32 protein-coding genes and 1 tRNA gene are annotated in these 26593 nt (G+C 52.0%); 13 read left to right on the top strand and 20 right to left on the bottom strand.

Going from position 1 to position 26593, the window contains the following annotated elements; translation table 11 throughout:
* Window positions 1-25: 25 nt before the first annotated feature.
* From hisS to pstA, 10 genes are all read left to right on the top strand, one after another.
* Window positions 26-1345, top strand: a complete 1320-nt coding sequence (gene hisS, locus HAP95_RS15685; RefSeq protein WP_215885070.1) for a histidine--tRNA ligase — start codon at window positions 26-28, stop codon at window positions 1343-1345.
* Window positions 1342-1953 (top strand): YfgM family protein, encoded by a 612-nt coding sequence (locus HAP95_RS15680; protein ID WP_215885069.1) that lies wholly within the window; start codon window positions 1342-1344, stop codon window positions 1951-1953. Before hisS ends, HAP95_RS15680 begins: the two co-directional genes overlap by 4 nt.
* Window positions 1953-3137 (top strand): outer membrane protein assembly factor BamB, encoded by a 1185-nt coding sequence (bamB, locus tag HAP95_RS15675; RefSeq protein ID WP_215885084.1) that lies wholly within the window; start codon window positions 1953-1955, stop codon window positions 3135-3137. Before HAP95_RS15680 ends, bamB begins: the two co-directional genes overlap by 1 nt.
* A 9-nt stretch (window positions 3138-3146) precedes the next feature.
* A complete protein-coding gene (gene der / locus HAP95_RS15670; protein ID WP_215885068.1) occupies window positions 3147-4484 on the top strand; it encodes a ribosome biogenesis GTPase Der in 1338 nt (445 codons plus the stop codon).
* Window positions 4485-4901, top strand: a complete 417-nt coding sequence (locus HAP95_RS15665; protein ID WP_215885067.1) for a hypothetical protein — start codon at window positions 4485-4487, stop codon at window positions 4899-4901. It abuts the gene before it with no gap.
* On the top strand, window positions 4873-5364 hold the full coding sequence (gene sixA / locus HAP95_RS15660) for a phosphohistidine phosphatase SixA (RefSeq protein WP_215885066.1): 492 nt from the start codon (window positions 4873-4875) through the stop codon (window positions 5362-5364). The genes HAP95_RS15665 and sixA overlap by 29 nt, the downstream gene beginning before the upstream one ends.
* A gap of 78 nt (window positions 5365-5442) precedes the next feature.
* Complete coding sequence (locus HAP95_RS15655) at window positions 5443-5814, top strand: DsrE family protein (protein ID WP_010640087.1); 372 nt, start codon at window positions 5443-5445, stop codon at window positions 5812-5814.
* A 209-nt stretch (window positions 5815-6023) separates the two neighbouring features.
* Window positions 6024-7109, top strand: coding sequence for a phosphate ABC transporter substrate-binding protein PstS (pstS, locus tag HAP95_RS15650; RefSeq protein WP_215885065.1), 1086 nt, complete (start codon window positions 6024-6026; stop codon window positions 7107-7109).
* 105 nt (window positions 7110-7214) lie between these two features.
* Window positions 7215-8171 carry a phosphate ABC transporter permease subunit PstC gene (gene pstC, locus HAP95_RS15645; RefSeq protein WP_215885064.1) on the top strand — a complete coding sequence of 319 codons (957 nt, stop codon included), beginning with the start codon at window positions 7215-7217 and terminating at the stop codon, window positions 8169-8171.
* A gap of 83 nt (window positions 8172-8254) precedes the next feature.
* Window positions 8255-9082, top strand: coding sequence for a phosphate ABC transporter permease PstA (gene pstA / locus HAP95_RS15640; RefSeq protein WP_226832848.1), 828 nt, complete (start codon window positions 8255-8257; stop codon window positions 9080-9082).
* 13 nt (window positions 9083-9095) lie between these two features.
* Here the strand turns inward: pstA and HAP95_RS15635 are convergent, their stop codons facing one another.
* The 3 genes from HAP95_RS15635 to HAP95_RS15625 form a co-directional block, all read right to left on the bottom strand.
* A complete protein-coding gene (locus HAP95_RS15635) occupies window positions 9096-9845 on the bottom strand; it encodes a hemerythrin domain-containing protein (RefSeq protein WP_215885062.1) in 750 nt (249 codons plus the stop codon).
* Window positions 9846-9870: 25 nt separating this feature from the next.
* Window positions 9871-9955: transfer RNA gene (locus HAP95_RS15630), tRNA-Leu, on the bottom strand.
* 101 nt (window positions 9956-10056) lie between these two features.
* Window positions 10057-10260, bottom strand: coding sequence for a hypothetical protein (locus HAP95_RS15625; RefSeq protein ID WP_215885061.1), 204 nt, complete (start codon window positions 10258-10260; stop codon window positions 10057-10059).
* Between the two features lie 126 nt (window positions 10261-10386).
* On the opposite strand from HAP95_RS15625, the gene HAP95_RS15620 reads away from it, so the two are divergent.
* Window positions 10387-11460, top strand: coding sequence for an alkene reductase (locus HAP95_RS15620; RefSeq protein ID WP_215885060.1), 1074 nt, complete (start codon window positions 10387-10389; stop codon window positions 11458-11460).
* A 47-nt stretch (window positions 11461-11507) separates the two neighbouring features.
* Here the strand turns inward: HAP95_RS15620 and pyrC are convergent, their stop codons facing one another.
* The 9 genes from pyrC to HAP95_RS15575 form a co-directional block, all read right to left on the bottom strand.
* On the bottom strand, window positions 11508-12542 hold the full coding sequence (pyrC, locus tag HAP95_RS15615) for a dihydroorotase (protein ID WP_215885059.1): 1035 nt from the start codon (window positions 12540-12542) through the stop codon (window positions 11508-11510).
* Between the two features lie 59 nt (window positions 12543-12601).
* Entirely contained in the window at window positions 12602-13243 is a 642-nt protein-coding gene (locus tag HAP95_RS15610) for a tetratricopeptide repeat protein (RefSeq protein WP_215885058.1), read from the bottom strand.
* 33 nt (window positions 13244-13276) lie between these two features.
* Window positions 13277-13891: a nucleotide-binding protein gene (locus HAP95_RS15605; RefSeq protein ID WP_215885057.1), complete on the bottom strand. Its 615-nt coding sequence runs from the start codon at window positions 13889-13891 to the stop codon at window positions 13277-13279.
* A 12-nt stretch (window positions 13892-13903) separates the two neighbouring features.
* Window positions 13904-14467 carry a hypothetical protein gene (locus HAP95_RS15600; protein WP_215885056.1) on the bottom strand — a complete coding sequence of 188 codons (564 nt, stop codon included), beginning with the start codon at window positions 14465-14467 and terminating at the stop codon, window positions 13904-13906.
* A 338-nt stretch (window positions 14468-14805) separates the two neighbouring features.
* Window positions 14806-15213, bottom strand: a complete 408-nt coding sequence (locus HAP95_RS15595; RefSeq protein ID WP_215885055.1) for a hypothetical protein — start codon at window positions 15211-15213, stop codon at window positions 14806-14808.
* Window positions 15214-15263: 50 nt separating this feature from the next.
* Window positions 15264-15671 (bottom strand): phosphate-starvation-inducible protein PsiE, encoded by a 408-nt coding sequence (locus tag HAP95_RS15590; protein ID WP_215885054.1) that lies wholly within the window; start codon window positions 15669-15671, stop codon window positions 15264-15266.
* Window positions 15671-15883: a hypothetical protein gene (locus tag HAP95_RS15585; RefSeq protein ID WP_215885053.1), complete on the bottom strand. Its 213-nt coding sequence runs from the start codon at window positions 15881-15883 to the stop codon at window positions 15671-15673. Before HAP95_RS15585 ends, HAP95_RS15590 begins: the two co-directional genes overlap by 1 nt.
* A complete protein-coding gene (locus tag HAP95_RS15580) occupies window positions 15843-16382 on the bottom strand; it encodes a hypothetical protein (protein WP_215885052.1) in 540 nt (179 codons plus the stop codon). Before HAP95_RS15580 ends, HAP95_RS15585 begins: the two co-directional genes overlap by 41 nt.
* Window positions 16383-16458: 76 nt before the next feature.
* Window positions 16459-17784, bottom strand: a complete 1326-nt coding sequence (locus tag HAP95_RS15575) for an NAD(P)/FAD-dependent oxidoreductase (RefSeq protein ID WP_215885051.1) — start codon at window positions 17782-17784, stop codon at window positions 16459-16461.
* Between the two features lie 524 nt (window positions 17785-18308).
* On the opposite strand from HAP95_RS15575, the gene HAP95_RS15570 reads away from it, so the two are divergent.
* Entirely contained in the window at window positions 18309-18608 is a 300-nt protein-coding gene (locus tag HAP95_RS15570; RefSeq protein WP_215885050.1) for a hypothetical protein, read from the top strand.
* A gap of 172 nt (window positions 18609-18780) precedes the next feature.
* A complete protein-coding gene (locus tag HAP95_RS15565; RefSeq protein WP_215885049.1) occupies window positions 18781-19176 on the top strand; it encodes an SCP-2 sterol transfer family protein in 396 nt (131 codons plus the stop codon).
* A 53-nt stretch (window positions 19177-19229) separates the two neighbouring features.
* Here the strand turns inward: HAP95_RS15565 and HAP95_RS15560 are convergent, their stop codons facing one another.
* The 8 genes from HAP95_RS15560 to HAP95_RS15525 all read right to left on the bottom strand — a co-directional run.
* Window positions 19230-20654, bottom strand: coding sequence for a sigma-54 interaction domain-containing protein (locus HAP95_RS15560; RefSeq protein WP_215885048.1), 1425 nt, complete (start codon window positions 20652-20654; stop codon window positions 19230-19232).
* Window positions 20641-21141, bottom strand: a complete 501-nt coding sequence (locus tag HAP95_RS15555; RefSeq protein WP_215885047.1) for a hypothetical protein — start codon at window positions 21139-21141, stop codon at window positions 20641-20643. Before HAP95_RS15555 ends, HAP95_RS15560 begins: the two co-directional genes overlap by 14 nt.
* Complete coding sequence (locus HAP95_RS15550; RefSeq protein WP_215885046.1) at window positions 21077-21553, bottom strand: hypothetical protein; 477 nt, start codon at window positions 21551-21553, stop codon at window positions 21077-21079. Before HAP95_RS15550 ends, HAP95_RS15555 begins: the two co-directional genes overlap by 65 nt.
* A gap of 35 nt (window positions 21554-21588) precedes the next feature.
* Entirely contained in the window at window positions 21589-22320 is a 732-nt protein-coding gene (locus HAP95_RS15545) for a tetratricopeptide repeat protein (protein ID WP_215885045.1), read from the bottom strand.
* A 19-nt stretch (window positions 22321-22339) separates the two neighbouring features.
* Window positions 22340-22951 carry a hypothetical protein gene (locus HAP95_RS15540; protein ID WP_215885044.1) on the bottom strand — a complete coding sequence of 204 codons (612 nt, stop codon included), beginning with the start codon at window positions 22949-22951 and terminating at the stop codon, window positions 22340-22342.
* Between the two features lie 124 nt (window positions 22952-23075).
* On the bottom strand, window positions 23076-23579 hold the full coding sequence (locus HAP95_RS15535) for a hypothetical protein (RefSeq protein WP_215885043.1): 504 nt from the start codon (window positions 23577-23579) through the stop codon (window positions 23076-23078).
* A gap of 45 nt (window positions 23580-23624) precedes the next feature.
* A complete protein-coding gene (locus HAP95_RS15530) occupies window positions 23625-24488 on the bottom strand; it encodes a hypothetical protein (RefSeq protein WP_215885042.1) in 864 nt (287 codons plus the stop codon).
* A 4-nt stretch (window positions 24489-24492) separates the two neighbouring features.
* A partial coding sequence (locus tag HAP95_RS15525; RefSeq protein WP_215885041.1) for an efflux RND transporter permease subunit occupies window positions 24493-26593 on the bottom strand: 2101 nt, incomplete at its 5' end.

Genomic DNA, 26593 nt, shown 5'->3' with positions numbered 1-26593 from the left:
CGTTTGGGGAAAGTGAGTTATCCGTATGGCTGTTAAGGGATTGCAGGCGGTGCGGGGAATGAACGATATTTTTCCCGCAGAAGCAGCAGCCTGGCAGGCCCTGGAAACGGATTTGCGGGGATTGCTCCAACTGTATGATTACGGCGAAGTCCGCCTCCCGCTACTGGAATCGACAGAACTATTTGCCCGCGCCATTGGTGACGTCACCGACATTGTCCAGAAAGAAATGTACACCTTTGCCGATCGTAATGGTGATAGCCTTACTCTGCGTCCGGAAGGGACCGCTGGTTGTGTACGTGCAGCGATCCAGAATCAGACCATGCGTGGGCAGACTCCACGTTATTACTACATGGGCCCCATGTTTCGCCATGAACGTCCCCAGAAAGGCCGTTATCGGCAATTTCACCAACTGGGCGTTGAGGTTTTCGGTCAGTCCGGAGCCGGTACAGATGCAGAAATCATCGCCCTGTCTGCACGTATCCTGAAGCAGGCCGGGGTGCAGGCCTCTTTACAAATCAATTCATTGGGCAGTCCGGAGGCGCGAGCGGCTTACCGTGAGCGACTTCTGGAGTATTTGCGACCGCAACAGGAAGCCTTATGTACTGATTGTCAGACCCGTATGGAGCACAATCCGTTACGAATTCTGGATTGTAAAGTACCTGGCTGTCAGCAGATTGCCAGCAGTGCGCCACATCTGGTGGATCATCTCGATACCGAATCGGCCCTGCATTTTGCCAGTCTGCAAAAATTGCTGACGGCTCTTGATATTCCCTATCAATTGAATCACAGCCTGGTACGCGGGCTAGATTACTATAACCGGACGGTGTTTGAATGGGTTACGGATGCCTTGGGTGCTCAGGGAACCGTGCTGGCCGGTGGTCGTTATGATGGACTGGTTGCGCAGTTGGGTGGTCAGGATACTCCCGCCGTTGGTTTCGCAGTAGGGCTGGAACGCTTACTCGCCTTGCAGGAAATTCAGGGGAACCAGGCCTGCGCCGTCAAACCCGTTCTTTTCATCGGAGCCATGGAAGAAGATAGTCTTGCCCGTGCCTGGCAACTGGCTGAATCTCTGCGCGATCTGGGTATCAGTGTGGTCAGTGGAGGCCCTGCGGGTTTCAAGGCTCTGCTGAAGCAGGCAGAACGTTCCCGGGCGCAGTTCCAGCTAGTCATTGGGTTGGGACAATTGCAAGGTGAACCGGTATTCATCAAGGAACAGGGCGGGGAAGGGCGTTGGGAAGGCAGTCTGGAGACCGTGATCACTGGTCTGCAAAGCCTCGGCGTTGATTTCCCCAAGCATGCACCCCATACTGGGCAAAATTTTGCCACTGCCAGAAGATCAAAGTGACCGGTCAAGAACTTTCCGCATTTCTCTCCCGCCATCGTATTACCCTGATTGTGGGTATTCTCGTGATTCTTTTTGCCGCCATGGGGTTTTTTGGCTACGAGAAATATCAACGCCATCAAAACGAAAAAGCAGCTGTACTGTATAGTGAGCTGGTAGATACCATGGTTCAGGGGCAGACCAGCACGGCCCGTGCCAGTGCGGACACGCTGATTCATCAGTACGCGCATACCCCTTATGCAACCATGGCGCATTTCTTTCTGGCACGCATGGATATGGAGAGCAAACAAGTTCCTGCCGCAGAAAAAACGCTCAACAGTGTGATAGAGAACACCAGCGCACCGCGTGGCATGCGCAGCCTTGCCCGCTTGAATCTGGCACGCCTGTATGTGGATCAGCATCAGGCACACAAGGCTCTGGATATGCTGAAAAATCCACAGCCTGCCTATGTTACCTTGGCTGATGAAATCAAAGGGGACGCTTATGCCTCTCTGAATCAGATCAGCCAGGCAGAACAAGCCTACCAATCGGCCATGGCAGCCTTGCCGGCGGCTGACCCTTATCGTACTTATCTGCAAATGAAAATCGCCAATATTGGAGTTGCGCCGTGATGCGGAATGATTTTTTCAAAAGCATATGGCGTTTAGCCGCTCTGGGAATGGTTGCTGCCCTGCTTAATGGCTGCGGCATCATGTCCTGGTTTAAATCTTCACCCAGTCCCAAAACGCCTCCACCTATCAGTAAAGGTCAGAATAAAGTTTCTTTTTCGACCCAATGGCAGGCCCGGCTTTATGGACTATGGCCTATCAATCCCTACCAGGGAACAGAAATTGCTCACTCTGCGCATCAGATTGTGGTGGCTAATGCTTCCGGGCATCTGGTCAGCATGAATGAATCGGGCAGTCAGCAATGGATGCGCAGTCTGGATGACAAAAGTGCGCGCGGTGCCACCATCGCCCATGGCGTCGTCTACGCGGGCACCAATGCTGGCAAGGTATTTGCCTTTGATGCTAAAAATGGTCATAAACTCTGGTCGGTACAACTCAGCTCCGAAGTGCTGACGCCGGTGGTCTATGCCGACGATCACTTACTGATGCAAACCGTAAATGGCCATCTTTGGGCGCTAAACCCCAAAGATGGCAAAATTCAGTGGACATTCTCCATGAACCAGCCCTCCCTTATCTTGCGGGCGGTTTCGACCCCGACTGTGCATGATGGTGTGGTCTATGCCGGTTTTGCCGATGGAACTTTGACGGCATTAAGCCTTTCTACAGGTGCTGAGCTGTGGCATGCCCGTGTAGCTATTGCCCATGGCAGCAACGAGCTGGCGCGGATGGTGGATGTGGCAGCACGTCCGATAGTCGCTGATAATCAGGTTTTTGCGGCAGCGTATCAGGGTAATCTGGCTGCCTACACTGAGCAGGGAGGTACTCAGAACTGGAGTGTCCCCATGTCGTTGTATTTAACGCCAGTCTGGTTCAAGGGACATTTGTATGTAGCCGACTCAGATGGAGTAATTTCTGAAATAGATCCTGGTTCTGGCAGTATCCTGTGGAAAAACAATAAACTCAAAGGTCATGCCATGACCGGGCTGAGTAGTTGTGGAAATGATTTGCTGGCAACGGATAATGGTGGCTATCTCTACGCCTTCAATCCCGAATCCGGGCATCGGATTGGTCAGACCCGCCTTTCCTCCAGCGGTATTCAAAGTAGTCCTGTATGTCTGGATAATAACCAGATTCTTGCCCTCAGTGATGCGGGCACTTTGTATCGGATCAAGCTCGAAAAGCGCTAAGGCTGTATCATGACTGCAGTTATTGCCCTGGTGGGGCGACCCAATGTCGGTAAATCCACTTTTTTTAATCGCCTCACCCGTACGCGTGAGGCTCTGGTTGCCGATTTCCCTGGGCTGACGCGTGATCGTCACTATGGAACCGCTCAGTTTGAAGGGCGTCAGTATCTGGTCATTGATACGGGCGGCTTTGAACCGGAAGAACGCGAGGGTCTGGTTGCAGCCATGGCCATTCAGACCAGGCTGGCTATTCAGGAAGCCGACGCCATCTGTTTTCTGGTAGATGCCAAAGAAGGTTTATCTACTCAGGATGAAGAAATTGCCATGGAATTGCGCCGTGGTGGCAAACCGATTTATCTGGTTGTGAACAAGATGGATGCTAAAGGAGCCGTCAGCGAACTCCCGGAATTCCATCGCTTGGGTCTGGGAATGCCCTATACCATTTCTGCCGCCCATGGACATGGTGTTGAAGCCCTGCTGGAAGCCGTTTTTTCGGATCTGCCCAGTGAGGAAGCTGCGCAGCAGGATGTCGGAAAAGGCCCCCGTATAGCCATGCTCGGTCGTCCTAATGTGGGTAAATCGACTCTGGTAAACGCCATGCTTGGCGAAAAAAGAGTGTTGGTATTTGATGAGCCGGGGACTACCCGGGACAGTATCCGTATTCCCTATGAACGGGATGGCAAGCCCTATGTCATGATTGATACTGCCGGCATGCGGCGGCGTGCCAGAGTGGGCGAGGGTCTGGAAAAGCTCAGTGTTTTGAAAACATTGGGCGCTTTACGGGAAGCCGACGTCGTGTTGCTGGTGCTCGATGCTAGGGTCGGTATCGCCGAGCAGGATTCTCATCTGGTGGGGGTCGCTGTAGAGTTGGGACGTCCGATTGTCGTCGTGATCAATAAATGGGACGGGATGAGCCCTCACGAGCGTAAGGCGGTCAAGCAGGAGCTCGATCGCCGCCTGAGTTTTATTCAGTATGCGCCGGTCTACACTATTTCCGCCCTGCATGGTACCGGTGTTGGCGATTTGTACAAAAGTATTGACCGCCTCTGGCAGGATTCCCGCAAACATTTTTCAACGGGAGAGCTGAATCGGGCTTTGGGCGAGATTATTGAAACCCATCAGCCACCCATGGTCGGTGGACGCCGAATCAAGTTACGTTATTGCCATCAGGGTGGTGAAAATCCGGTTACTCTGGTATTTCACGGGAATCAATTAACGCGCTTGCCGGGTAGTTACAAACGCTATCTGGAAAGTGCCTTCCGGAAAGCCTTGCACCTGGATTCCATTCCCTTACGTCTGTTATTTCGCCAGGGCGAAAATCCCTATGATCCACAAAGAGGCAAGCATTAGATGAAAGGCAGTCTGGCTGGATGGTGGCGCTGGGCCATTATCGCCCTCCTGATTTATCTCGGCATTTTATGGAGTGGGGCGATACTGCCTGTCAGTCCCCAAGGTTTATGGATTCGTGCCGGGGAGTATGCACTTTGGGCCACCGTAACACTGGGGGCCTTAGCGCGCTTTTATCCGGTACTTGGTCCATATGGCTGGCGTCCGGTGACTATTTTTCTGGGGGCTGTTTTATCGGGGCTGGAGATTTTTATTGGTTCGGGCCCCGACAGCAAAACCCGGGTGGACGAATGGATGACTGCTCTGATTGGCATTGCCGTGATCACGATTCTCGCCCGAGTGTTACCTCGTGCAATCACTGTCACCTGGTTTGGACAGGAAGTGCAAAAACGTGAACCTTTTACTCGTACGCCACGCTGAGGCAGAAGACGAAGCAGTTTCCGGCTCTGATTTTGAGCGGAAACTCACCCGCTATGGACATGAAACAGCCGCTGCTGTCGCCCAGGGCTTACGCCATTGTATTCAAGGTTCGGTTCTCTTGTGGAGTAGCCCCTTGCTCCGTACCCGCGAGACAGCCGCTTATATTTCCCAAGCCTTTGATGTTGAAGTAGAACGCTATCACGAATCCATTCCAGCTGGCGATCTGAACACCCTCAGTAGGGATTGGCAGAGCCTGAGCAAACAGCCTGAAACGCTGATTGTGGTAGGTCATCAACCCCATCTTGGAATTTGGACTACGCGGCTAACCCGCGTCAGTGTGCCCGTCAAAAAAGCCAGCGTGATTGGTATTCATCTGAAAGCTGTTGATCAACTGGAAGGTGAACTTCAGTGGTACGCCCGGCCGGAAATGATGCGCGCCGTTACGACTGAGAATAAAGCATAAGCACAAGCGTTTTAGTTGGCACCGCAAATTGGTGTATAATCATTAAGTCACTTCACACGTTCAATCAGGAGGTGTTAGATGTCCGAAGCTGCGGATCTTGTTATCATTCTTATTACTGGCGCTGAAAATCCCAAGCGTCTTCCTTCCGCTTTTTTCCTGGCTGCCACTGCCGCCGCCGCCGAGCAAAAAGTCGTCATGTATTTCACCGGACCGGCCACGGAGTTGCTTGCCAAAGGTAAGGCCGAAAGTATATTTCCGATGGAAGGTGGCAAGAGTGTCGCCGACTTTATGAAGCTGGCCGAAGATAATGAAGTTCAAATTATTGGTTGCCTGCAGTCTCTGGAATTGAATGGCATGACCAAAGATGATCTGGCCAAACCCATTCCCATGATGAATCCCAGTGCTGCGCTGCCTTCATTGGCCGCTGCGGGCCGGATTCTGACCTGGTAAGCGACGGTAACACAACCTTTATTGTCTTGAAGAGCCCGTCCTTCTGGTCGGGCTCTATTTGCACCAGAAGGTTTGTCATCAAACTGTCATATAACTGTGCTAGATTGCTACTTACGTCGCGTCAGGACTGCCCACCAGGCATTGATGACGTACGGTGTGTGTATGGAAATAAGCCGTAAATCAACGTATTCGCCATCTTTGGAGGTCTTATGCTGTATCGTTTGAAGAAAGAGCTTTCTCGCAGTGTAAAGGGTGCCGTCATGGTTTCTGCATTGGGCCTTGCCGGCATGTATGCCATGCCTGCCAGTGCCGCCACGATTTCCTTGTTGGAAACCGGTTCCACCTTGTTGTATCCGCTTTTCAATTTGTGGGTACCTGTGTACACAAAAATGAATCCCGGCGTGCAAATTACCACCCAGGGTACGGGAAGTGGTACGGGTATTGCTGAAGCCATTTCCGGCGTCGCCCAGATTGGTGCCTCCGACGCATACATGAGTGATGCCCAGATCAAAATGCATCAGAACATCCTCAACATTCCTCTGGCCATCTCCATTCAGATGATCAATTACAATCTGCCCGGCCTGAACAACAAGCATCTGAAGCTTTCTGGTCCTGTGCTTGCCGGTATTTATTCCGGGAAAATCAGCAATTGGGACGATGCGGCTATTGCCAAGTTGAATCCTGGCGTGAAACTGCCCAACCACAAGATTGTCCCTATTCACCGTACTGACGGTTCCGGCGACACTTTTATTTTTACCACCTACCTGTCTGACACCACTCCAGAATGGAGCAAAAGCGTTGGCTACAGCACGACGGTGAGTTGGCCCGCAGTTCCGGGTGGTATTGGTGCTCTAGGCAATCCGGGTATGGTACAGGCTCTGAAGACGACCCCTTATGGTGTAGCATACATCGGCATCAGCTGGAAGAAACCGGTTGAAGAAGCCAAATTGGGTCTGGCCATGCTGGAAAACCGTGCAGGCAATTTTGTATTGCCTACAGTAGAAAATGCCAAGGCCGCAGCTGGTGAAATGGTCAGCAAGACCCCTGCTGATGAACGGATCAGTCTGGTATTTGCTCCTGGTGCCAAGTCCTACCCCATCATCAACTATGAATATGCTATCGTCAGTAAGACCCAGGCCAAGCCAGAAGTGGCTGCAGCCATGAAGAAATTCCTGAACTGGGCCATTGATACTAAGGGTGGTAATGCGCCACACTTTATCACTGCAGTAAACTTCGTACCGCTACCCGACAGCGCAGCTGAGCTGTCACGTAAACAGATCGCAGAAATTCACTAAGATCTGAACGGTGCCGGGTTAATAACCCGGCACCAGTATTTTTTTAATATTCATTTATTACTGTTTATGTAACTTTAACTTACTTTGGGAAGTGGAATCATTGTAATGAAAATTCCTGTATTCAGAACGGCATTAGTGACTACCGCAAGTTTTTTGCCAATTTCATTACTCCTTCTGATAATTTTTTTGGTCGTGTATTCATGGCCCGCTATTCAGTATAATCAATTTCATTTTTTATGGACAAATGATTGGAACCTTGGCAATCTTTATGGGAATCCAGTTACTGTAAATGGACATCAAATCATGCCTGGTGCCAAGTATGGCATCTGGTTTCTGGTCGTTGGGACGGTTGCCAGTTCGGTGCTGGCGATGCTTATTGCCATGCCTATCGCCATTGGTGCAGCCTATTTTCTCAGTGAAGGTATTCGTAAAACCTGGGCAGGGCCCTTATCCTTATTTGTCGATCTGCTCGCAGCCATTCCCAGTGTAGTGTATGGATTGTGGGGATATGCTTTGCTGGTGCCGCTGTTTGGGCATACCATTTTTCCTTTTATGGCAACGACTTTTTCTTTTATTCCTTTCCTGAATGGCGAAGCGGGCAGTGGTTATGGGCTATTGACCTCTGCTTTTGTCCTGGCAGTCATGATCATTCCCCTGATTTCTGCGACGCTGCGTGAATCTATACTGATGACGGAACCTGCCTTAAAAGAAGCTGGTTTGAGTCTTGGCTTGAATCGCCTTGAAGTTTTTTGGCATATTGTTTTGCCCAAGCTAAGAACCGTGTTGATCGGCGTAGGGATTTTGGCATTAGGACGCGCTTTGGGTGAAACCATGGCGGTATTGATGGTCAGCGGTAATGCCTTGAACTACTTGCCCAATAACATTTATGCTCCCATTTCGACGATGGCGGCATTTATTGCCTCGCAGCTGGATAGTGCGCTGCAAGACCCAACCAATATGGCTGTTGAGGCATTATCTGAAATAGCTCTGGTGTTATTGCTGATTACGGTCGTTGTTAATATAGCTGCGAGAATGATGTTGTGGATGGCAAAGGTACGCTAATGGCTATTAATGTGTTGGAAGAGCAGGTATTACCGAAAATGAGCACGCCCAAGAAATTCAAAGTATCCTTATGGCGCAGGCTTATGACTGTTTTTGCTACCGTCATGGTCATAGGGTCCTTTGTTTTTTTGGCGGCCATGTTTCTTTCCATCATTGTTGATGTGCTCATACATGCCTGGCCAGCGCTCAATATTAAATTGTTGACAGACATTACCAATGGTATTGGTGGTGGTCTGAAAAACGCCATTGAAGGTTCCATTATCATCTCTCTTGGCAGCTTGCTGTTGGCTGCGCCTATCGGAATATCTGCAGGCATTTATTTGAGCGAACATGGTCATGGGAATGCTGGCAAGCTGCTGCGGTTTCTCTCCGATGTTCTGGTTGGTGTACCATCCATAGTGCTGGGTTACGTCGGTTATATTACGATGGTTATCTATTTGGGCTGGCAATTTTCAGTGGCTGCAGGAATCATCACCCTGACCGTCATGCTCCTTCCCTATATTGCCCGTTCCACGGAATTGGCGCTGAGCAACATCCCTTTATCTGTTCGCGAAGCCGGATATGGATTAGGGGCAGGGGAGGGGAGGATTGTTTTCAAGATATTACTACCTGGTGCGGCACCGGCGATTATGACCGGTCTTTTTTACGCGGTGGCCTTATCCATGGGCGAAACGGCACCACTTTTGTATACCGCTGGCTGGTCCAACTATATGTGGACCGGAAATCTAACCAAGGAGCCAATCGGCTATTTGACTTATGTCATCTGGACATTCATCAACGAGCCCTTTGCAGAATCACATATGTTGGCATTTGCCGCAGCTTTCTTGATTACCGCCGGAGTGTTGATGCTCATTCTTCTGGGGCGCTGGTATATGGTGCGAGCCCAGCGCCGGATGGGAGCATACCGCTAGTTATTCAGATTGTTCAGGAAAAAACCTTCAGTACCTGGCTATCTTCTGAACCTGATAGGAGTTCTTTTGCTCTGGCAAGATGTTCAGTGGCACGGCCACGATCACTATTATCCGCAGTCTGCCAAATGGGAAACAAAGTAGTTTCTTCACGGTTTTCGTGCTTCGCGAGTGAGCCGGAAAGCATGGCGCATATGGCTGGCAACATGCCATAGTCTTTTTCGTCAAAGGTTTCTTCGACCAGACGCGATTGAACAATAATACTGTCATGTTCAAAAAGCATATCTGCCAAGGGACCTTGTTCTTCGCCACCGCCAAGAACCGGACCCAGCAGATTGTTTTCCAGATGAACGTGACGGCGGAGACCAATCCAGTAATCCTTGAAAATACTCTCAGCCTCAGCAATCCTGTTTTCGTTGGCTGCAGCAAGAACCTGAGCAAACTGATGATCCAGGCGATAATGGTCCCAAGTTAACAAATCAACCACATCTTTGGCTTCTGCCCCGGCTCGGGGTTGAACTTCGATCTGCCATAATTTGCCATCGCTTTCCATGTGCCAGGAGATGGCATCCCGCAGTTGAAAAGCTACGGCACGCATCATAGCGGCAGGATCTGAATCTGCGAGCACCTGTATTTTTTGCCCGACGGATAGACGAATGCTGGCTGCATAAACAACGGGTTGTGCTTCGGTATAGGTCATCCCGCGCACATCAATCACGTTACTCAAGGGCGTCGCCCTGGAAGGGTTTGTGGGGTCAATCGGCATGAGGGGTATCCTTAATGTTACAGAATGGTGCCCAGGGCCGGACTCGAACCGGCACGGTATAAACCGAGGGATTTTAAGTCCCTTGCGTCTACCGATTTCGCCACCTGGGCAAGGTACAGGCTGATCTTTTCATCGTACGCTGTTCACAGCGGCGACAGTCTGATCAGCAGTGCCTGCATCATAACAAGATCAACCTTCACAAACCAGATGATCAAGTTATTAGAATAAACGCGGCAGATTGCAGGGAAGCTTTGCAGCAATTTTGGGCCTCGCATTTGTTGTTTTTATCGAAATATTTCCCCGAAGCATCATTTTTGAACAGAGGATTGGTAGCCAATTGATCCACAACTTGTTTAGCCAGCGATTGCTGTTCAGGAGTTACTGGCTGAAGGCCGTAATCAGTTTCTGTAAACATCAACAACTGCTGAAGTTATGTGAGCATGGTGTGTCTGGCAAAAATATGGATGCTTGTAAACGGACAGACTGGTCGGTATCATTATTGTATCTAATGACTTTGAGCAAACCCTGACTAGGAGAAACCATGGCCGACTTGTTCTCACCGTTGCAACTGGGCAGCATCCACACCGCTAATCGCATTTTTATGGCACCCTTGACGCGCTGCCGCGCAGAGGGCGAGCACGTACCAACGCCGCTTATGGCAGAATACTACGCACAAAGAGCCAGTGCGGGGTTGATCATCGCTGAAGCAACCATGATTTTGCCTGGTAATTCTGCCTTTTGGCATGAACCGGGTATTTATTCAGCCGCACAGATTGATGGTTGGCGCTTAGTCACCAACGCCGTGCATTCGGCTGGCGGTAAAATTGCCCTGCAGCTTTGGCATGGGGGTAGAGCGTGTCATCCCGATTTGAATGATGGTGCTGTTCCTGTGGCTCCCAGCGCCATGGCCATTAAAGGTGAAGAGGTACATACCCCAAATGGAAAGCAAAAATATACTGAACCGAGAGCCTTAAATGATGATGAAATACCCTCTATTGTCCAAGGGTTTGCCCAGGCTGCTCTAAATGCCCGTTCTGCCGGGTTTGATATGGTGGAAGTACACGCCGCAAACGGATATTTACTGGATGAATTTCTGCGCGACGGAAGCAATATGCGCTCTGGAATATATGGTGGTAGTATGGAAAACCGTGCGCGACTGCTATTCGAAACATTGACGGCTGTTTCTAATGCCATTGGTGCCGACCGGGTTGGTGTGCGTTTATCTCCCCTCAATAGCTTCAACGATATGCGTGATACTAATCCTGTGGCCTTGCTGACCTGGCTTGCTGATCGCTTGAATGATTTTGAGTTGGCTTATCTACATTTAATGCGCGGAGACTTTTACGGTCATCAATCAGGCGATATTTTGTCTCCGGCGCGGAAACATTACCGTGGAGCCCTGATTGCCAACATGGGTTACTCGCCTGAAGAAGCCAAAGAGGCTTTAGCCTCTGGTATTGTTGATGCCATTGCGTTTGGGACGGCTTTCCTGGCAAATCCAGATTTGCCAAATCGGATTAGTGCAGGCTATTCTTTGAATGCTCCAGACCAGTCAACTTTTTATTCTTCTGGACCAAAAGGATATACCGACTATCCGTTGTCTAACAAAAGCTAGTTTTGGTAAATAATACAGGACGAGATGAATACCTACTATTTCGTTAGTTATTCCCTCAAGTTCCACGATATTCCCTCTCCGGCCCGGAGAGGAATCAATGTATCCACACCGCAGGGATAGCTTTCGGAAACCGTCCAACTCCGTTTTTCCAGAGTAATGTGCCCCTGATTACGAGGGAGCTGGTAGAAATCCGGTCCATGAAAACTGGCAAAGGCCTCCAGCCGATGCAGAGCATCTGCCGCTTCAAAAATTTCTGCATAAAGTTCAATGGCTGCATGGGCGGTGTAAATTCCGGCACAGCCGCAGGCCGACTCCTTGTCTTGACGGGGATGGGGGGCGCTGTCCGTACCGAGAAAATATTTGGGATTACCACTGGTAGCGGCTTGAATCAGTGCCTGGCGGTGGGTTTCCCGTTTGAGAATTGGCAGACAGTAATGGTGAGGACGAACCCCACCGACAAACAGGGCGTTGCGGTTGAGGAGTAGGTGATGAGCGGTGATGGTGGCCGCTATCTGCTTTCCGGCATCGGCAACAAATTGGGTGGCGGTGCGGGTGGTGATATGTTCGAGGACCATGCGCAGACCCGGAAAATTGCGAGTCAGGGGCAGCAGATGACGTTCTATAAATACGGCTTCCCGATCAAAAATATCAATATCCGGATCGGTCACTTCTCCATGCAGGAGCAGGGGTAGATCCATTTTTTCCATGGCTTCCAGCACGTTGTATACGCGTTTGAGGTCGGTGACACCGTTTTCCGAGTGGGTGGTTGCTCCCGCCGGATAGTATTTCACTGCCTGTACAAAGCCGCTGCTTTTGGCTTTTTCGATTTCACTTACTGTGGTGTTATCGGTGAGATAAAGGGTCATGAGGGGTTGAAATGCTGAGCTCGGTTCCAGTGCCGCAACAATCCGGTCACGATAAGCAGCGGCAAGTTCCACAGTAGTTACGGGCGGCTTCAGGTTGGGCATGACGATGGCCCGACCGAAACGTCGGGCACTGTCAGGAAGCACCGAGGCCATATTGGCCCCGTCACGCAGATGCAGATGCCAGTCGTCGGGACGAATCAGGGTGAGTTCTTGCACAGCAACATCCTCAGCTTGTTGAGATCAGACTGGATGATATGTTGCTGGCGCGATGTTTTTCAATCGGGCACTGCGGACTGCTCTGATTTTTGTGAGACGGCTGCTCTGGCTTTTTTGGCTGCTGCAGCGCTGTGAGCCTGCAGGCTATGGTCAATGGCGGTAGCTTCCTGAGGATTCAGGGAGCCTATCAGCGGCAAAAGACTATAGGCTTCTGCAAAACGCTGCATCCGAATCATGGTTCGGGCTGCACTTCCGTAGGCAATGGCCGCTTCCGGGTATTTGCCGGTCATGTAATACACATTGCCCAATTCACCATAAATACCCGGATGATCAGGCGCTTCGTGGAGCAGTTTTTGGTAGTCGGCAATGGCTTTCGGTGCATTGCGCTGCCAGTAGGCTGCTCTTGCCTGCAAGAGCAGTTTGACTTCGGCTTTGCTCAGGCTTTTTGTCGAAGCCGGTATGGGCATGGATAATGCGGGCGGAGCCTTGATATTTTTGTGGGCTGTGGCAGTCAGATGCGCCGATTGAGCGGGGGCAGTTTCTGCGGCTGCTGCGCTGGCAATAATGCTGAAAGGAGCCGTTTCGAGATGCATATTCCCGGAGACTAATTGCAGGCTGGCGCTCGCAAAAAGTGCTGAAAAAACTATCGCTGTTTTGAAGAGAAAATGTTTGTGGAAGGGTTTTGGGGAGAAAGTACGCATAAGTTGTCCGCCTCAATGATAAATGGGTTTGGTCTAGGCTGTACACCATTCTGGATACAAAGTAATGGCCAGTTTTTCCAGTTCCTGGCTGGCTTTGCTGCTGGCATCCAATTCAAAAACGGCGCGGGCTTCACTCAGTGAGCGGCGAAAGGCAGTGCGTTGTCCGAGTCGTAATCCCAATGATTTGACTTGTGGTAGTTCTGCCAGAATGGCCTCGGCTTCATCGCTTTCACGTACTGCGTGGTGGGTATCTGCACGATTGATAAATGCCCAGACCGGAGGGGCTGCCCATTGGCTGCAATCCTCCAGAAAACGTTGCGCAGACCAGATATCGGCCTGACTGGGGCCGACGGGCATGAGGATGGCATCGGCGCCGCTCAAGGCCTCCCGAAAGGCGGTCAATTCGGAATAACTACAGTCAATCAGTACGTATTCAGCCTGGGGCAGAGCTTCATCCATCTCTGTAGCTACAGAAAAAGCGGGCAGGATGTGCTGTTCTGTGCGATCGCTGCAGACATCGCGTAAGGTCCCTTGGGGATCGAGGTCGTAAAGTTGCACGGGAGTCCGATACGCCAACCACACGGCGAGATTGAAACTCACCGTGCTTTTACCGGATCCACCCTTCATGGAGGCCACTACCAAATGCATGAGGTCCTCGGGTTAGCGGCCATATCCGTAGGGCGAATAACCATAAGGAGACTGATAAGGTCCCATGGGCGGGGGCGGCATGCTGGGACGCATCTGCTGCGGATAGGGTTGGCGATATTGTTGTGGATATTGCCCCTGATTGGGATAAGCGTAGTTTTGTGGTGCCGGATAACGGCCATAACCTTGACTGGGTCCGTTGTAGGATTGTTGTCCATAGGACTGCGGATAACCATTACTACCACCGCCCTGATATTCGCCCTGATAAGGCTGCCCATAACCGCCGTAGTTGCCACTATTCATGTTCATGGGGCCACCATGCGGCCCATTGAAATTCATGCCACCCATATCCCAAGGGCCTTCTGATCCCTGCATGGGGCCACCATAGCCGCTAAAGGGTCCGCTGTTGCCATTCATGGGGCCGCTATAACCGGACCAAGGCATGCCACCACCGCTCCAGGGCATAGGACCCCAGGCATACGCCGGGGTTGCGATCATGAAGCCCGCCATACCGACACCCGCTATCAAAGCCAAAGACCGCAGTTTCCGGTTCATTGGTGTTTTTTTCAATGATTTCATCACATTTGCCTCCATGTTCGTTATAAAAACCCTCGATTCTGTTGGTTTACAGAACCAGCCACGCCATCGGCAATTTCAGCAAGCTTTATCAGCAAACAACGTGCCAGAAGTTAATCTCTTGTTTTATTAAGGATTATGGGTTTAAGAAATTTATCTTGTAGCAACAGAAAATTGAGCCAATCTACTGATATATAATAAATATTATAAATGTTGCAGCATGAAAGAATGCAACGGTTGATACAACAGTTCTTGCAACGTGGTGATTCAGATAAAAAAGGGAAACAGATTGATCTCCCGAATCTAGAGGTGACAAACAACACTAAAATTGCATGGGCGATTTATCCGAACTGGTTTTTGCGCATGGCCCAACTCATGATCAGCATGCCTAATCCAAAGGCAGCCGAGAAACCGATGATGATCCAATTGTATATGGACGAACCGGCTTGCGGGGCCAGTGCGAACAGAAACTGGAGGGCTACCGCCAGGGCCAGATAAGCGCCAGAGCCAATAATCAGCACGAGTTCCTTATCAATTTGCTGGCCGATGGCCACTCGGAGGGCATAAGCACCATCAAACAGGACGTAAATGGCAAAAAACCAGACCAGTAATGGAATGGTTGCCTTGAAATCGGCCAGGGCCACCAGCGCATACACCAATGCGGCTGCTCCGCGAATGGCCAGCAGTGGCCAGGAATAAAAACCGCCACTTTTTTTGATAATCTGTACTGAAGAAGTTGCTGTAGTCATATTTCACCTCCGTGATGTAACTTTTTAAATTAAAATGAAAACCGGCAGACCTAATCCTCGCTGGAATGAATATGGTCACCCACCCAAAGGGCCGCCATCAGTACAATGACGGCGATACTCATGGTCAATACGGACATCGCTTTGAGATGATCGACATCCACCACCAGATAGCGGGCGATGGCCGTCACGGCGACATAAATCAGAAAGCGCACGGGCAGTTTTCCGGTTTTGAAATAAATGCCGGTCATGGCCCCGATTTCCAGATACACAAAAAGCAGCAGCAAATCCTGCAAGGTCGCATAGCCACGATGAATCAGGTGCACATAAAAATGCGTAGCCGACCAGATGATGCTGGCACCAATGATGAACAAGGACAGCGATTTGAAAATCTCGACCATGGTGCCACCCGTGCGATGTGCCCGTTTGAACATTTCCAGTATGCCGGTATTGCGAGTCATCACCCGGCCGTCTTTTTTTTACCGGATGCATTCATGGTTTTGAGGACCCGGTAAGCGATGGAGATGACATTGCGGAGCACATAGATCGTTTTTCCGGACAGCACGAGGCGTATTAGGGCAAAAATCCCGCCACTGCTTGATCCGCCTTTTTGCTCCGCATCGTCCAGGCCATCACGGATGGAGCAGACCAGTGCCCGCGCACCTGATGCCATGTTGCCTCCCCCACAGCGGGCAACCATCGTCTACCAGTCCCGAAACGCGTGCCGACAGGGAAGGTGAGGCACCCTGGATAAGGCCGGTTATCCGTTTCAGGATATCGGTCCATTCTACGGTGGCCATGCCCAGTTGCTGCATGGTGCCGGATTTGGCCAGATCGCCGAGCACTTCCGGCAGGGTTTCCATCAGCGTACTCATGGCGACCAGCAGGGGTTCCAGCATGCGGACGCCGGATTCGACCCGCGCCTCCAGGTCGGCGGCAGAATGCACGCCGGTGACCTGAGCCAGTTTTTGGGTGGCCGACCAGAGGTGGCCTGCTTCACAGGCGATATGCAGGGCAGCACTGCGGACATCGGTATCGGCAGTTACCTCGTCCAGCATGGCGTACAGTAAACGTAACTGATCCTCGATGGCATGACTGAGGTCCAGCACCTGCGACCAATCCGGCGTTTCCGTCGGGTTATTGACGGCTTGACTCATTTCGGCAGCACTCATCACATTTGTCCTCCTTTGAAAAGATAACGGCCCCTGGCGAAGATCTGCAGACAATCTGCGCGCCAGGGGCATGCCCTCAGCCCACTTTGCGGAGATGGGCGGGCTCGTCACTTTTCAGGCGGGAAATACCGAGCATCTGGAAGACCAGCTTTTCATAAAAAGGCTCAGAAACCCCGGCTTTCATTTTGGCGAGGAAGTATTTTTCAAAGGCAATCTTGGACCAATGTACCCAGGGCCCTTCTCCGAACCAGTCAACACGCCGGGGCTTGAATTGGGGTAAGGCCACAAAGGCGGCGCCGCTCGTGCCCATGTCGGCCAGGCAGATGGCGTTCCAGGTGCCCATTTCGGCAGTGGGTGCCTTTCCCTGGATTTCTGCCTGAATGTTATGGACGAGGGCAGTGACCATGGATTCGATCATGTAGCCGGTTTTGGGGGCACCGGTGGGTACCGGAGTCTGTTCTACTGGAGGAATGGCAATACAAACGCCCGCCGAGTAGATGTTGGGATATTTGGGGCTGCGTTGATGTTCGTCGACGATGACAAAGCCCTTGGGATTACACAGTTCCGGCACCTTGGCTACCGCATCTACGCCTTTGAAAGAAGGCAGCATCATGGAAAAACCGAAGTCGTGGGTGCCGACCCCGATTTTTTCACCTTTTTCATTCAGATGCTCGCAGAACATTTTGCCATCGTCCACTTTGGTGGTGTTCATGTTGGTGTGTACCTGAACCCCCATTTCCCCAAGGCCCCGGGTCAGAATTTCCTGAGAGTCCCCGACGCCACCCAGACCCAGATGGCCGACATAAGGCTCGGAAGTGATGAAGTGGAATTCCTTGATTTTGCTGCGCGCGCCACGCTTTTCGAGATCGCTGAGCACAATCATGGCGTATTCATAGGCGGGTCCAAAGCAGCTGGCACCGGGCATGGCGCCGATGATAATCGGATCGGGATTGTTGGAATCCAGCAGGTTCATGTAAGCCGCAAAGGCTTTTTCAGCGTGATCGACGGTACAAATGGAATGGGTCGACTTCTGATGTCCGGCATGGGGACCGGATCCGGGAACGGCATCAAAAGCCAGAGCGGGTCCCGTGGTGATGATCAGATAGTCGTAATGGACACTGGAACCATTGGCGAGATCAATGGAGTTGCGTTCCGGATCAATGCGGTCGGCGCGCTGGGCAATAAAATTGATGCGCTTGCGACTGGTATGCGGCTCAATATCAAACACGATTTGCTCCCGCTGCCGCCAGCCCACACCGACCCAGGGATTGGAGGGAACGAACTGGAAATAAGGGTTTTCGCTGATCAGCGTCACCTCATGTTTGGGACCGAGCAGATCCCGCATTTCATAGGCGGCGGGCATGCCGCCGGTTCCTGCGCCTAAAATCACTACATGTGCCATGGTCAATACTCCTTATTCAAAGCGAAAACGAACAGCTGACGAACGACGGATCAACATCCGCTAAAGATGGGCAGCAAGGTAAAAAGGATGAAAAATGCACCAAATGAAATTTCAGTTCACCAGCAAGTTATATACCAAAAATAAGTTGTTTGATTTTTAAACGATTTTTAATTTATAGAAATTTATAGCGCAACGGTTTTTGGTGATTATGTTTCATATCATATTGTTATTATTCTATTTTTAATGAAACAACGGAGGTGTATGAATGCAACACAGAACTGAATATCAGAGATTCATGTAATGATAATCTGACCTTTTTGGGGGTTTTTATTGCAGCAGAGGCTGGTGATGCAACATCTGATGCATGATTTATCTTATTGTTTTTGTTTTATATATAATAAAAAGCGTTGCATGGATAAAGATTGTCATCAGATTGATTCGATTGAAATCAAACAATTAAAAATTGGCATGATTTATGCTGAATTGCGTTCAGTGTCTGATTCATTATTTTGAGGGAGAGGTTCATGATGGATAGTCATTTTCTTGATGAAGCACGGGACTTGCCTTCAAAGGTGCATGCATCCCGATCTGGAAAATCTGGTATGACTCCCATGGATCGGGTGGTTGCCTGGTCAGTTTTTCGAACGCGTGCGGAAGCGGAAAATCTGGTTGCCCATGTGCATTTGGCACCGGGTCAGCATCTGGTCGGTGGACATGGTCAGGATAGTGTGGCGCCTTTCTGGTGGGTCGGGGTACAAGTGAGTGATCTGGGGGAATGGGGACACAGTGCCGCGATCAATAAGCGGGGGCGGCATGGAGACTGATCTGCGTACACCTTTGGCGGATGTTCTCGAAAAATATCGCCACTGGAATGGTCAAAACTGCCAAGACCTGAAGTCACAATTTTTGACGAGGGATGCGTCATCCTGAGAACCGCTTTTTGGTGCGGGCATGCGTCCGCAAATTTTTGTTCACCAGTATGAGGAGGTATTACCCGTGGCAGATTTATTTTCACCCGCCTGGATGGCTCGTTTTGTTGAGGAATGGAACAAGGATCCCGAGCTTTCTGACGCTCTTGCCCAGATTGGCTTTAATTCGGTCATTGCTTATGGTTATCCGGAAGAAGACAAGCCGCGTGCTTTTCTGGTGGTACAAAACGGCAAGGCAACGGCATCGGGCGTATATACTGATCAGCCTTTAAACTGGGATATTCGCGCCCAGCATCCGCAATGGTTGAAGTGGATAGAGAAGTCTCCGGGTATGACGGGACTGGGCATGGCGTTTACCACCGGAAAAATCAAATTCAAGGTAGGGGATTACGCGAGTATGCTCAAAGATCCACGGATGGCAGGACCCTTTGTCAAAAGCTTTTCAGCGATGTCCAAAATCTAGTCCGCAAGGTAGCGACGCTGGGGCTTCTGGGTTATGCAGAAGCCCTGAATTTATTAGTGTCCCAAATGGTTGTTACTGTCTTTTCCAGAAATACCCAGGCGGGACAAATGCCGCCACAGGGTCACGCGATCAATCCCCAGCTCGCGAGCGGCGGCGGCACGATTGCCTCCATGTTTATCCAGTAGCTGCAAAAGGTTTTCCCGATCATAAATGGCTTCCGGATCGTTTTCTGATCGGCTGGAAGTAACCGATGACCCCAAGTGCATTCTGTCCAGGAAGTCTTTGGGGAAATCACTGTCATTGATTTCCGGTCCGGCACTGCAGATGGCCACATATTCCATCACGTTGCGGAGTTCACGCACATTTCCCGGCCAGGGGTAATCCAGGAGCAGATGTTTGGCCGCCGAGCCGAGTTTTTTCTTGTGACCCCCCGTAGTGATTTTCAAAAAATGTTCAGCCAGGAGCATGATGTCCGAGGGCCGTTCACGCAGTGCCGGAATGCGGATAGGGATCACATTCAACCGATAAAACAAGTCACTGCGAAAATCTCCACTTTCTACCAGTTCCTTGAGATGACGATTACTGGCAGCAACCACGCGTACATCGACCTGATGGGTTTTGGTGCTGCCGACCGGTTCATAGCGCATGTCTTCCAGCACCTTCAGCAGTTTGGCCTGATGATGTTTGGGCAGTTCGCTGACTTCATCGAGGAAGAGCGTGCCACCATCGGCTGCCGCAAAACGGCCAATGCGATCTGTCACTGCTCCCGTAAATGCGCCTCTTACTGAACCGAAAAACTCGGCTTCAAATAAATTATCGGGTATAGCGGCACAATTCACTTCCACCAGGGATTTTTTGGCGCGGTTACTTTGTTGATGCAGCAGGCGGACCATCAAGCCTTTGCCAGACCCCGATTCGCCTTGAAAAATGACGCTGGCATCGGTGGCCGCGACTTGCTCAATCAATTCGAGGGCATCGCGCATGTGCGGGTCATCCGTAATAAAACCCACACTGCGGGTGCCGCCCAGAATCCGCTCGGCATGACGCAATTCGGAGACATCTTCGATGAAAAAAATGCGGCGTTTATGTTGTTTGCGCTCTACCAGTCGGGTTCTGATCTGCAGGACCTTGTGATCGCCTTCGGCAACAGGAAGCAGGTGATCCCAGCGGACGCAGCCAGTTTGCGGGCGACTCACCGCATCTTCCTGACCGGCAGCAATGGCCGCTCGCACCAATTCTTTCTGGACGCTACCCCCAGGTATGCTGCGCAAGTGCTCCAGTTGGTGCGTGTTCAACAAGATTTTGGCGGCAGCGTTGCAGAATTCAATTTTTCCCTGAATGTCGGTCAGCAGAATGCCGGCGTCCATGGAATCCAGTAATTCTGGCAAAACCTCGCAGAGGGTTTCCAGTTCAGTGCTCAGCGACGCCATTTTTTTCTCCTTGGCTAGCACCTCACCATCAGGCTCAGTGGTTGCCATAAGCATTCCCCTGATACGGATAGCCACTTTGATATTGCGGATTATATCCCGGTGGAACTCCATCATAGGCTTCTTGGCGTGGAGGGGGTAGAGGCGTTCTGGGCCCATAGTCCGGATCATTGTGATTGAAGGGCAACATGCCACTCAGAAAAGAAAAGGGGGGGGTAATGTTACGGTTCAGGCTCCAGAATTCAGCCTGCATCTGTCCGGTGGCCCGGGCCATGTAGTTGGTCGAATGGGTCATCTCTGCCATGTTTTGTGACATGCTGTTCATGTTGCGTTGAATGTTGGGACTCATTTTCTGGAACTGTTTGGTCATTTCATGGAGGTCATGAGACATTTCCACGGCCAGATAAAACTCATAAGCGGCGAGGACCAGAAAGGCGACGAGGGCCGCGTAGACGATCAGTCTGAGCTGGCGGTCAGAAAGGCCAGCGATATGATGCTGAGACTGCGAGTGTGTTTCCGTAGTCGGTTGTTCCGCCATGATGGTTTGTCTCCTGATGATTTAATTGGATCGTCAGCTGATAGGCTGCATATGGATTGATTTGTGCGACGATGGGAATAAGTGTGCGGGCTCCACGCAAGTTTTTTTCCCGGATCAGATTTCGAAAGCTATGAATGTAATCATTTTCCGCCGCGTAAAATGCGTCTATCCGGTAATAAACATTGCCTTGTTCTCCATAGAGATCTGCCAGATACCGTTGGGGGGCGAGATGAATTAATTGCGCATATTCCTGAATGGCGCGTAATGGGTTGCCTTGCCAGTAGGCTTGGCGTGCCTGCATCAGTTGCTGAATGTACGAATGGTCCCATCCGGATTTTGGCCGTGACAAATCGGATGTAACCCCGGCTTGTGCAGCGGCCATGCACACTGTAAACCCGACAGGCAGCAGCATTGCTGTCCATCGAGTTGATTTTGTGAACTTCATTATCAAGCCGGCGGCATCCCGGTTTCGGCTTCGGGTGAATGGGACAGCGCCTCCTGCACTTTTTGCGCTTCCGCAGGATCCAGACGTCCGAGAATAGGAATCAGCGCGGCACCATCGGCATAACGTCCGGCATGAATCAGTTGCATGGCCGCCTGGCCATAAGCGTTGCCCGCCTGGTGATAGTGACCTGTCATGTACAACACATTACCCATTTCGCCATAGGCAGCAGGGGAGTCAGGCGCTTCCTGAATTAAATGATGATAATCCGCAATAGCACCGGCATAGTCGTGATGCCAGAAAGCCCCGCGTGCTTGCATGAGCAACTTGGTCTGATCGGCGGTCAACGGCTTGCTGTTTTGGGTGATGGCCGCAATGCTGGGGGCACTGGTGACATGCAGGACTTTTTGCGCGGGTTTAGCGGCAGCTACCTGGGTATTATCGGGCTGATTGGCAGTGATGGCCCAAATAAACAGAATCACAATGATGATCAGCAAGATCAAAATGATCAGTGGGTATCCCCAAAAGCGACCCAAAAATCCCTCTTTTTGCGCAGGAGGGGGAGGGGGCGGAGAGTAACTGCTATAACTGGAACTTGACGCCGCTGCCGCTGCTGAGGCATCTGTATCGGTACCCGTGTCACTATGCAAGTTAGCTTCTGTTTCCGGCATGGATTCTTTGCCGCTGGTCTGGGCATCTTCTGAATGTAACTGCGGTTCTTCTCGGATGTCACTCATAATTCAGTACTCCTTATGGTTAACGTGCCAGTGCCTGGCGGATGATGGTGGCCTGATTCGGGTCAAGAGAACTGATCAGGGGTAATAATGCTGCGGCAGAAGGATATTGATGCGTTGCAATTAACGTTCGGGCAGCACTGGAATAGGCCTTGCCAGCAGATAAAGGATGGCCAGTCTGGTAATAAATGTTGCCTAATTCGCCATACAGTTGCGGTACTTCCGGCAGTTGATCAATTAACGCCTGATAATCGGCAATGGCGGCTTTCACGTCATGTTCCCAAAACGCCCGCCGTGCAGCCATTAACAGAGCATACTGAGACTCGGTAAGGTTTTTCGGAAAGAGGATTTTAACGTGCGGGGTAACCGGGGTTGCTTGCTGCACAGCCACGCCCGGCTGTAATTTTGGTGTGGTGGCTGTGATCGGCACTGTTGCAGGATGGGCTACCGGAGTGGGTTTGCTTTCCTGTTTTTCCCACCAATGCTGCATTGCCTGCCATTTTTGCACTGTGTATTGCCGGGTCGTCTGCCAATCATGACGCCAGAGTTGCGGATCCTGTATGGCAGCAATGACTACCAGAACAATGATCACCAGAATAATAAACCCAATGATTCTACCCAAAATTCGTTTCATGGCTGGCCTCTTTTGGCACCTGTATTTTTGATTTCACGGCAATATTCGAATAAGGCGGACATCGAGGTGCATCCGTAGCCCGCATAAGTTTTGTGTATCATGGATACCCACAACCACTATGGTGTTACCAGGTACTCCAGGGGCTCATGGGGCTCATGGGCGACATGGGGTTCATGGAGGACATCGGACTCCAGGGCATGCCACCGCCCCAAGGCATGCCGCCACCACCACCCCAAGGCATGCCACCACCACCCCTCCAAGGCATTTCTTCACCGCCCCAAGGCATACCACCACCGCCCCAGGGCATCGCATCTCCGGACCAGGGGCGTCCGTAGCCGCCAAAGGGTCTGCCATTGAAATTCATGGGACCCCAATGGGGAAAAGTCATACGGAAACTCCCCATACTCCAGGGACCACTATTACCGTGCCAAGGACCTCCATAACCAGACCACGGTCCGGAATTCCCTTGCCAGGGATTGGAATAACCGCTCCAGGGCATGCGGTTTTGCCAGCCGGACCAAGGCATTTCGCCTCCCCAGGGCCCCCAGGCATAAGCAGCAACAGGTACGGAAAGTGTTCCCATTGCGGCAGAGAGAATGGCTACCTTTAACCATTTTGCTTTTTGCATTGCGTTCTCCTTTTTTCAGGCAGACCTATATCCCGATATTTCCGTTTATGGATAACCATAACCAGACTGTGGGCCATAAAACTGAGGTGGCCGGGCTTCGGGAGGGGGTCCATAGGGTGATGGCCCGTAGGCTGGTGTTTCATACTCTGGCGCGCCATATTGTGGGCCGTACTGTGGTGGCTGGGCATAAGGGTTGGGTCCATAGGGAGTTGGTCTTCCGTAGGCCGGTGCGCCATAGCCTGGCATGGGAGCGTTTTGCCAGGGCATGTTGGGGCCCCGGTAGGGCATGGACTCCATGGGACCAGCATTCGGCCCGCCGTAAGCTGGTCCTGGGGTATATTGGGGTGCGTATCCTTGCTGGGGGGCATATCCCTGTGGTGGTATCGCCATCGGGGAAGAGGCTGGAGGTGTTGTATCCAGGGCACCTTCGTGCGGCCCATTGGGGTAGGGGCCCGGAGGTGGGGGAACCCAGTCCGCTACTTCGTTGAACGTGGCTGTAGGCATGGCAGCTTCATGGTTGCTCCAGCCTGGAGCGGGTGGCGTGCTCTGGGGGGCTTGTTGTTCTGCGCTGTTCCAGGCGCTGTCTGCATTTTCAGTGGGTGCAGGCCAGCCGTTGGTCTCGTAGGGATAGCTGGATGTATGGTGCGGTGCATATCCATGCCACTCGGCATAGGTGGAGTCTACTGGCATTGGCACTGGCAGTGCTTGATCTGGACGGGTCTCCGACCAGCCGGAAGACGTTGCGCTATTGGCCATGCCAGAACCTGGTATTCCCGAATATGGACTGGAGTAGGGCGTGTCCACGGACGCCAGTGCCTGGGCTTGCATGCCCAGTGCCGTACAGACCGCCACCCCCAGCCAGAACAGGCGCTTGTGGCTACGGGGTGAAAGGGTTGTGTGGCTTGTCATGGGATTAATCCTCCTTTTTCGGTTTGGAACCGGATGACCGTAAATGAATGCCACGCGCTTTGGCGCGGGGTGAAGGTGGTGCAGTTGTTTCAGCGGTTGTGGTTGCGACGGGGTTGCTCTGCCTGCCGACCGGACTATCAGCCGATGCGCTGGCACTTTCTGAAGTTGAGGCATTGGGATTCACTGGCCCTTGCGATGATCCCTCCGGTCCCTGAGGGGGGCTCATGGGCTCTGAAGGCGACTGCGGACCCGGCGCTTCAGGCTTGTTGTGGGCGGCCGGGCGCTTCATCAGCCAGGCCCAGAGTTGTCCGAGCAAAGCCAGCAGGATTTTGGTAATGGCCCGGAAAAAGGCGCGAATATCCTGTCCGATCATGTCCAGGGTCATGGCCAGGGGCCCGACGTTTTTTGCTGGATTATCCTGAACCGGTGCTGCGCTTTGAATATCGCTACGCGCCGGACTGTCTTGGGGAGACAAAGAAACCTGCAGATGCGCGGGCGCAAACGGGAAAGGCGGCTGATTCTCGTTTTTAAACTCGCCCAGATCCATCCCCGCCGGGCAGAAAGCCGCACGACCGCTGACACAGCCCAAAGGAATGACCAGCAGGGTAAGGATGGTCGAAATCATGACCCCGAAGAGCAGGGAAATACCCATCCCCCGGAAAATCGGGGAGGTGATGATTTCTGCGGAACCGAGCATGAGCGCCAGCGCCGTAATCACAATGGGACGGGTACGGGTCGCGCAGGCTTCAATCAGGGCATCCATGACCGGCATGCCTTCGGCCACTCTTTGCTGGGAGTAATCCACCAGCAAAATGGAATTGCGTACGATGATGCCGGCCAGAGCAATGAAACCGATCATGGAGGTGGCCGTAAAGCTCGCACCAAACAGCCAGTGACCGGGTAAAATCCCGATCAGGGTCAGGGGAATAGGCACCATGATGATGGCGGGGATGACAAAATTCCCGAATTCCCAGACCACCAGCATGTAGATGAGGACAATAGCCACGGCAAAGGCAATGCCCATATCCCGGAAGGTCTTGTAGGTCACGGTCCAGGCACCGCCCCACTTGATCGTGGCATGATTACCGCTAGGAATGCTGATCCAGTCGATGCCCAGCGGGTGTCCATCGGGGGTCAGATAACCGGACAGGGCATCTTCGACTTCCAGCATGCCGTACAGCGGGGCGTCCAGACGTCCCTTGCTGCCTGCCGTGACGTACTCAACGGGCTTGAGATCCTGCTGGTAGATGGGTTGTTCAGCGGTCTGCCGATCAAAATGGCCCAGCGTATAAAGAGGGACGGCGCCATAACTGACGGAGGGTACGGGAAGGGCGGCCAGACTATAGACATTACTGCGCAGGGCCAGAGGAGTCTGCAGCACGGCGGGTACCGCAAGATTCTGACCGTAGGGGGTAAAGTTACCCAGTTTGTAGCCACCGAGGGTCATCGCCAGAGTTTCATTCAGGGCGCTGGGCCGTACACCGGCCATGCCGGCCTTGATGGCATTCAGATGAAAATGCCAGTAGTCATGGGGCGCTTCCAGGGTGTTATCCACCTCGGTGAGGTTTTTGGCCCGGGCAAATTCTGCCGTCACCTGCCGGGTGACCGCAGCGCGGATGGCGGCAGAAGGGCCATAAACTTCGGCCACAACCGGCGCCAAAACCGGTGGCCCTGGCGGACTTTGCACAACGACAATATGGGCCTGGTGTTGTGCCGCGATGGGCGTAATCAGGTGGCGCGCGACGACGGCGAGTTCGGAGCTGGAGGCGCTGCGTTCGGCTTTGCCGCGCAACTGCACATGAATCATGGCCTGCCAGGGCTGGTTGCGCAGGTAGTAATGCCGCACCATGCCATTGAAATCATAAGGTTCCGGCGTGCCCACATAACTTTGCAGCGCCTGGACATCCTTCATCCCTTGTAAACTCTGTACCACCTCGGCCGTCACATTGGCGGTCACCGGCATGGCGGTACCTGCCGGCAGGTTGATGACGACGTTAAAGGCACTGGAATTACCATGGGGCAGCATGGTGAAGGGCACCCACTCGACCAGAAACAGCGCCAGACTGGCAAAAAAAGCGACCACAATGCCACCCAGAAACAAACGA

It is taken from the genome of Acidithiobacillus sulfurivorans (assembly GCF_018853815.1).
Taxonomy (GTDB): Bacteria; Pseudomonadota; Gammaproteobacteria; order Acidithiobacillales; family Acidithiobacillaceae; genus Acidithiobacillus; species Acidithiobacillus sulfurivorans.
Note: the sequence above shows the minus strand (reverse complement) of the source record. Positions and strands in the feature narration are given on the sequence as shown.

Excerpts from the sequence above, each read along its gene's own strand:
- HAP95_RS15590 (WP_215885054.1), bottom strand. The coding sequence starts at position 15,671 with ATGACTCGCAATACCGGCATACTGGAAATGTTCAAACGGGCACATCGC.
- HAP95_RS15575 (WP_215885051.1), bottom strand. The coding sequence starts at position 17,784 with ATGGCACATGTAGTGATTTTAGGCGCAGGAACCGGCGGCATGCCCGCC.
- HAP95_RS15545 (WP_215885045.1), bottom strand. The coding sequence starts at position 22,320 with ATGAGTGACATCCGAGAAGAACCGCAGTTACATTCAGAAGATGCCCAG.
- HAP95_RS15610 (WP_215885058.1), bottom strand. The coding sequence starts at position 13,243 with ATGCGTACTTTCTCCCCAAAACCCTTCCACAAACATTTTCTCTTCAAA.
- HAP95_RS15655 (WP_010640087.1), top strand. The coding sequence starts at position 5,443 with ATGTCCGAAGCTGCGGATCTTGTTATCATTCTTATTACTGGCGCTGAA.
- HAP95_RS15595 (WP_215885055.1), bottom strand. The coding sequence starts at position 15,213 with ATGACTACAGCAACTTCTTCAGTACAGATTATCAAAAAAAGTGGCGGT.
- HAP95_RS15535 (WP_215885043.1), bottom strand. The coding sequence starts at position 23,579 with ATGCAAAAAGCAAAATGGTTAAAGGTAGCCATTCTCTCTGCCGCAATG.
- HAP95_RS15620 (WP_215885060.1), top strand. The coding sequence starts at position 10,387 with ATGGCCGACTTGTTCTCACCGTTGCAACTGGGCAGCATCCACACCGCT.
- pstA (WP_226832848.1), top strand. The coding sequence starts at position 8,255 with ATGACTGTTTTTGCTACCGTCATGGTCATAGGGTCCTTTGTTTTTTTG.
- HAP95_RS15530 (WP_215885042.1), bottom strand. The coding sequence starts at position 24,488 with ATGACAAGCCACACAACCCTTTCACCCCGTAGCCACAAGCGCCTGTTC.
- HAP95_RS15600 (WP_215885056.1), bottom strand. The coding sequence starts at position 14,467 with ATGAAATCATTGAAAAAAACACCAATGAACCGGAAACTGCGGTCTTTG.
- HAP95_RS15625 (WP_215885061.1), bottom strand. The coding sequence starts at position 10,260 with ATGTTTACAGAAACTGATTACGGCCTTCAGCCAGTAACTCCTGAACAG.
- HAP95_RS15555 (WP_215885047.1), bottom strand. The coding sequence starts at position 21,141 with ATGGCGGAACAACCGACTACGGAAACACACTCGCAGTCTCAGCATCAT.
- HAP95_RS15580 (WP_215885052.1), bottom strand. The coding sequence starts at position 16,382 with ATGAGTGCTGCCGAAATGAGTCAAGCCGTCAATAACCCGACGGAAACG.
- bamB (WP_215885084.1), top strand. The coding sequence starts at position 1,953 with ATGCGGAATGATTTTTTCAAAAGCATATGGCGTTTAGCCGCTCTGGGA.
- HAP95_RS15605 (WP_215885057.1), bottom strand. The coding sequence starts at position 13,891 with ATGCATTTGGTAGTGGCCTCCATGAAGGGTGGATCCGGTAAAAGCACG.
- hisS (WP_215885070.1), top strand. The coding sequence starts at position 26 with ATGGCTGTTAAGGGATTGCAGGCGGTGCGGGGAATGAACGATATTTTT.
- HAP95_RS15540 (WP_215885044.1), bottom strand. The coding sequence starts at position 22,951 with ATGAAACGAATTTTGGGTAGAATCATTGGGTTTATTATTCTGGTGATC.
- pstS (WP_215885065.1), top strand. The coding sequence starts at position 6,024 with ATGCTGTATCGTTTGAAGAAAGAGCTTTCTCGCAGTGTAAAGGGTGCC.
- HAP95_RS15570 (WP_215885050.1), top strand. The coding sequence starts at position 18,309 with ATGATGGATAGTCATTTTCTTGATGAAGCACGGGACTTGCCTTCAAAG.
- HAP95_RS15635 (WP_215885062.1), bottom strand. The coding sequence starts at position 9,845 with ATGCCGATTGACCCCACAAACCCTTCCAGGGCGACGCCCTTGAGTAAC.
- der (WP_215885068.1), top strand. The coding sequence starts at position 3,147 with ATGACTGCAGTTATTGCCCTGGTGGGGCGACCCAATGTCGGTAAATCC.
- HAP95_RS15585 (WP_215885053.1), bottom strand. The coding sequence starts at position 15,883 with ATGGCATCAGGTGCGCGGGCACTGGTCTGCTCCATCCGTGATGGCCTG.
- HAP95_RS15665 (WP_215885067.1), top strand. The coding sequence starts at position 4,485 with ATGAAAGGCAGTCTGGCTGGATGGTGGCGCTGGGCCATTATCGCCCTC.
- pstC (WP_215885064.1), top strand. The coding sequence starts at position 7,215 with ATGAAAATTCCTGTATTCAGAACGGCATTAGTGACTACCGCAAGTTTT.
- HAP95_RS15560 (WP_215885048.1), bottom strand. The coding sequence starts at position 20,654 with ATGGCAACCACTGAGCCTGATGGTGAGGTGCTAGCCAAGGAGAAAAAA.
- HAP95_RS15550 (WP_215885046.1), bottom strand. The coding sequence starts at position 21,553 with ATGCTGCTGCCTGTCGGGTTTACAGTGTGCATGGCCGCTGCACAAGCC.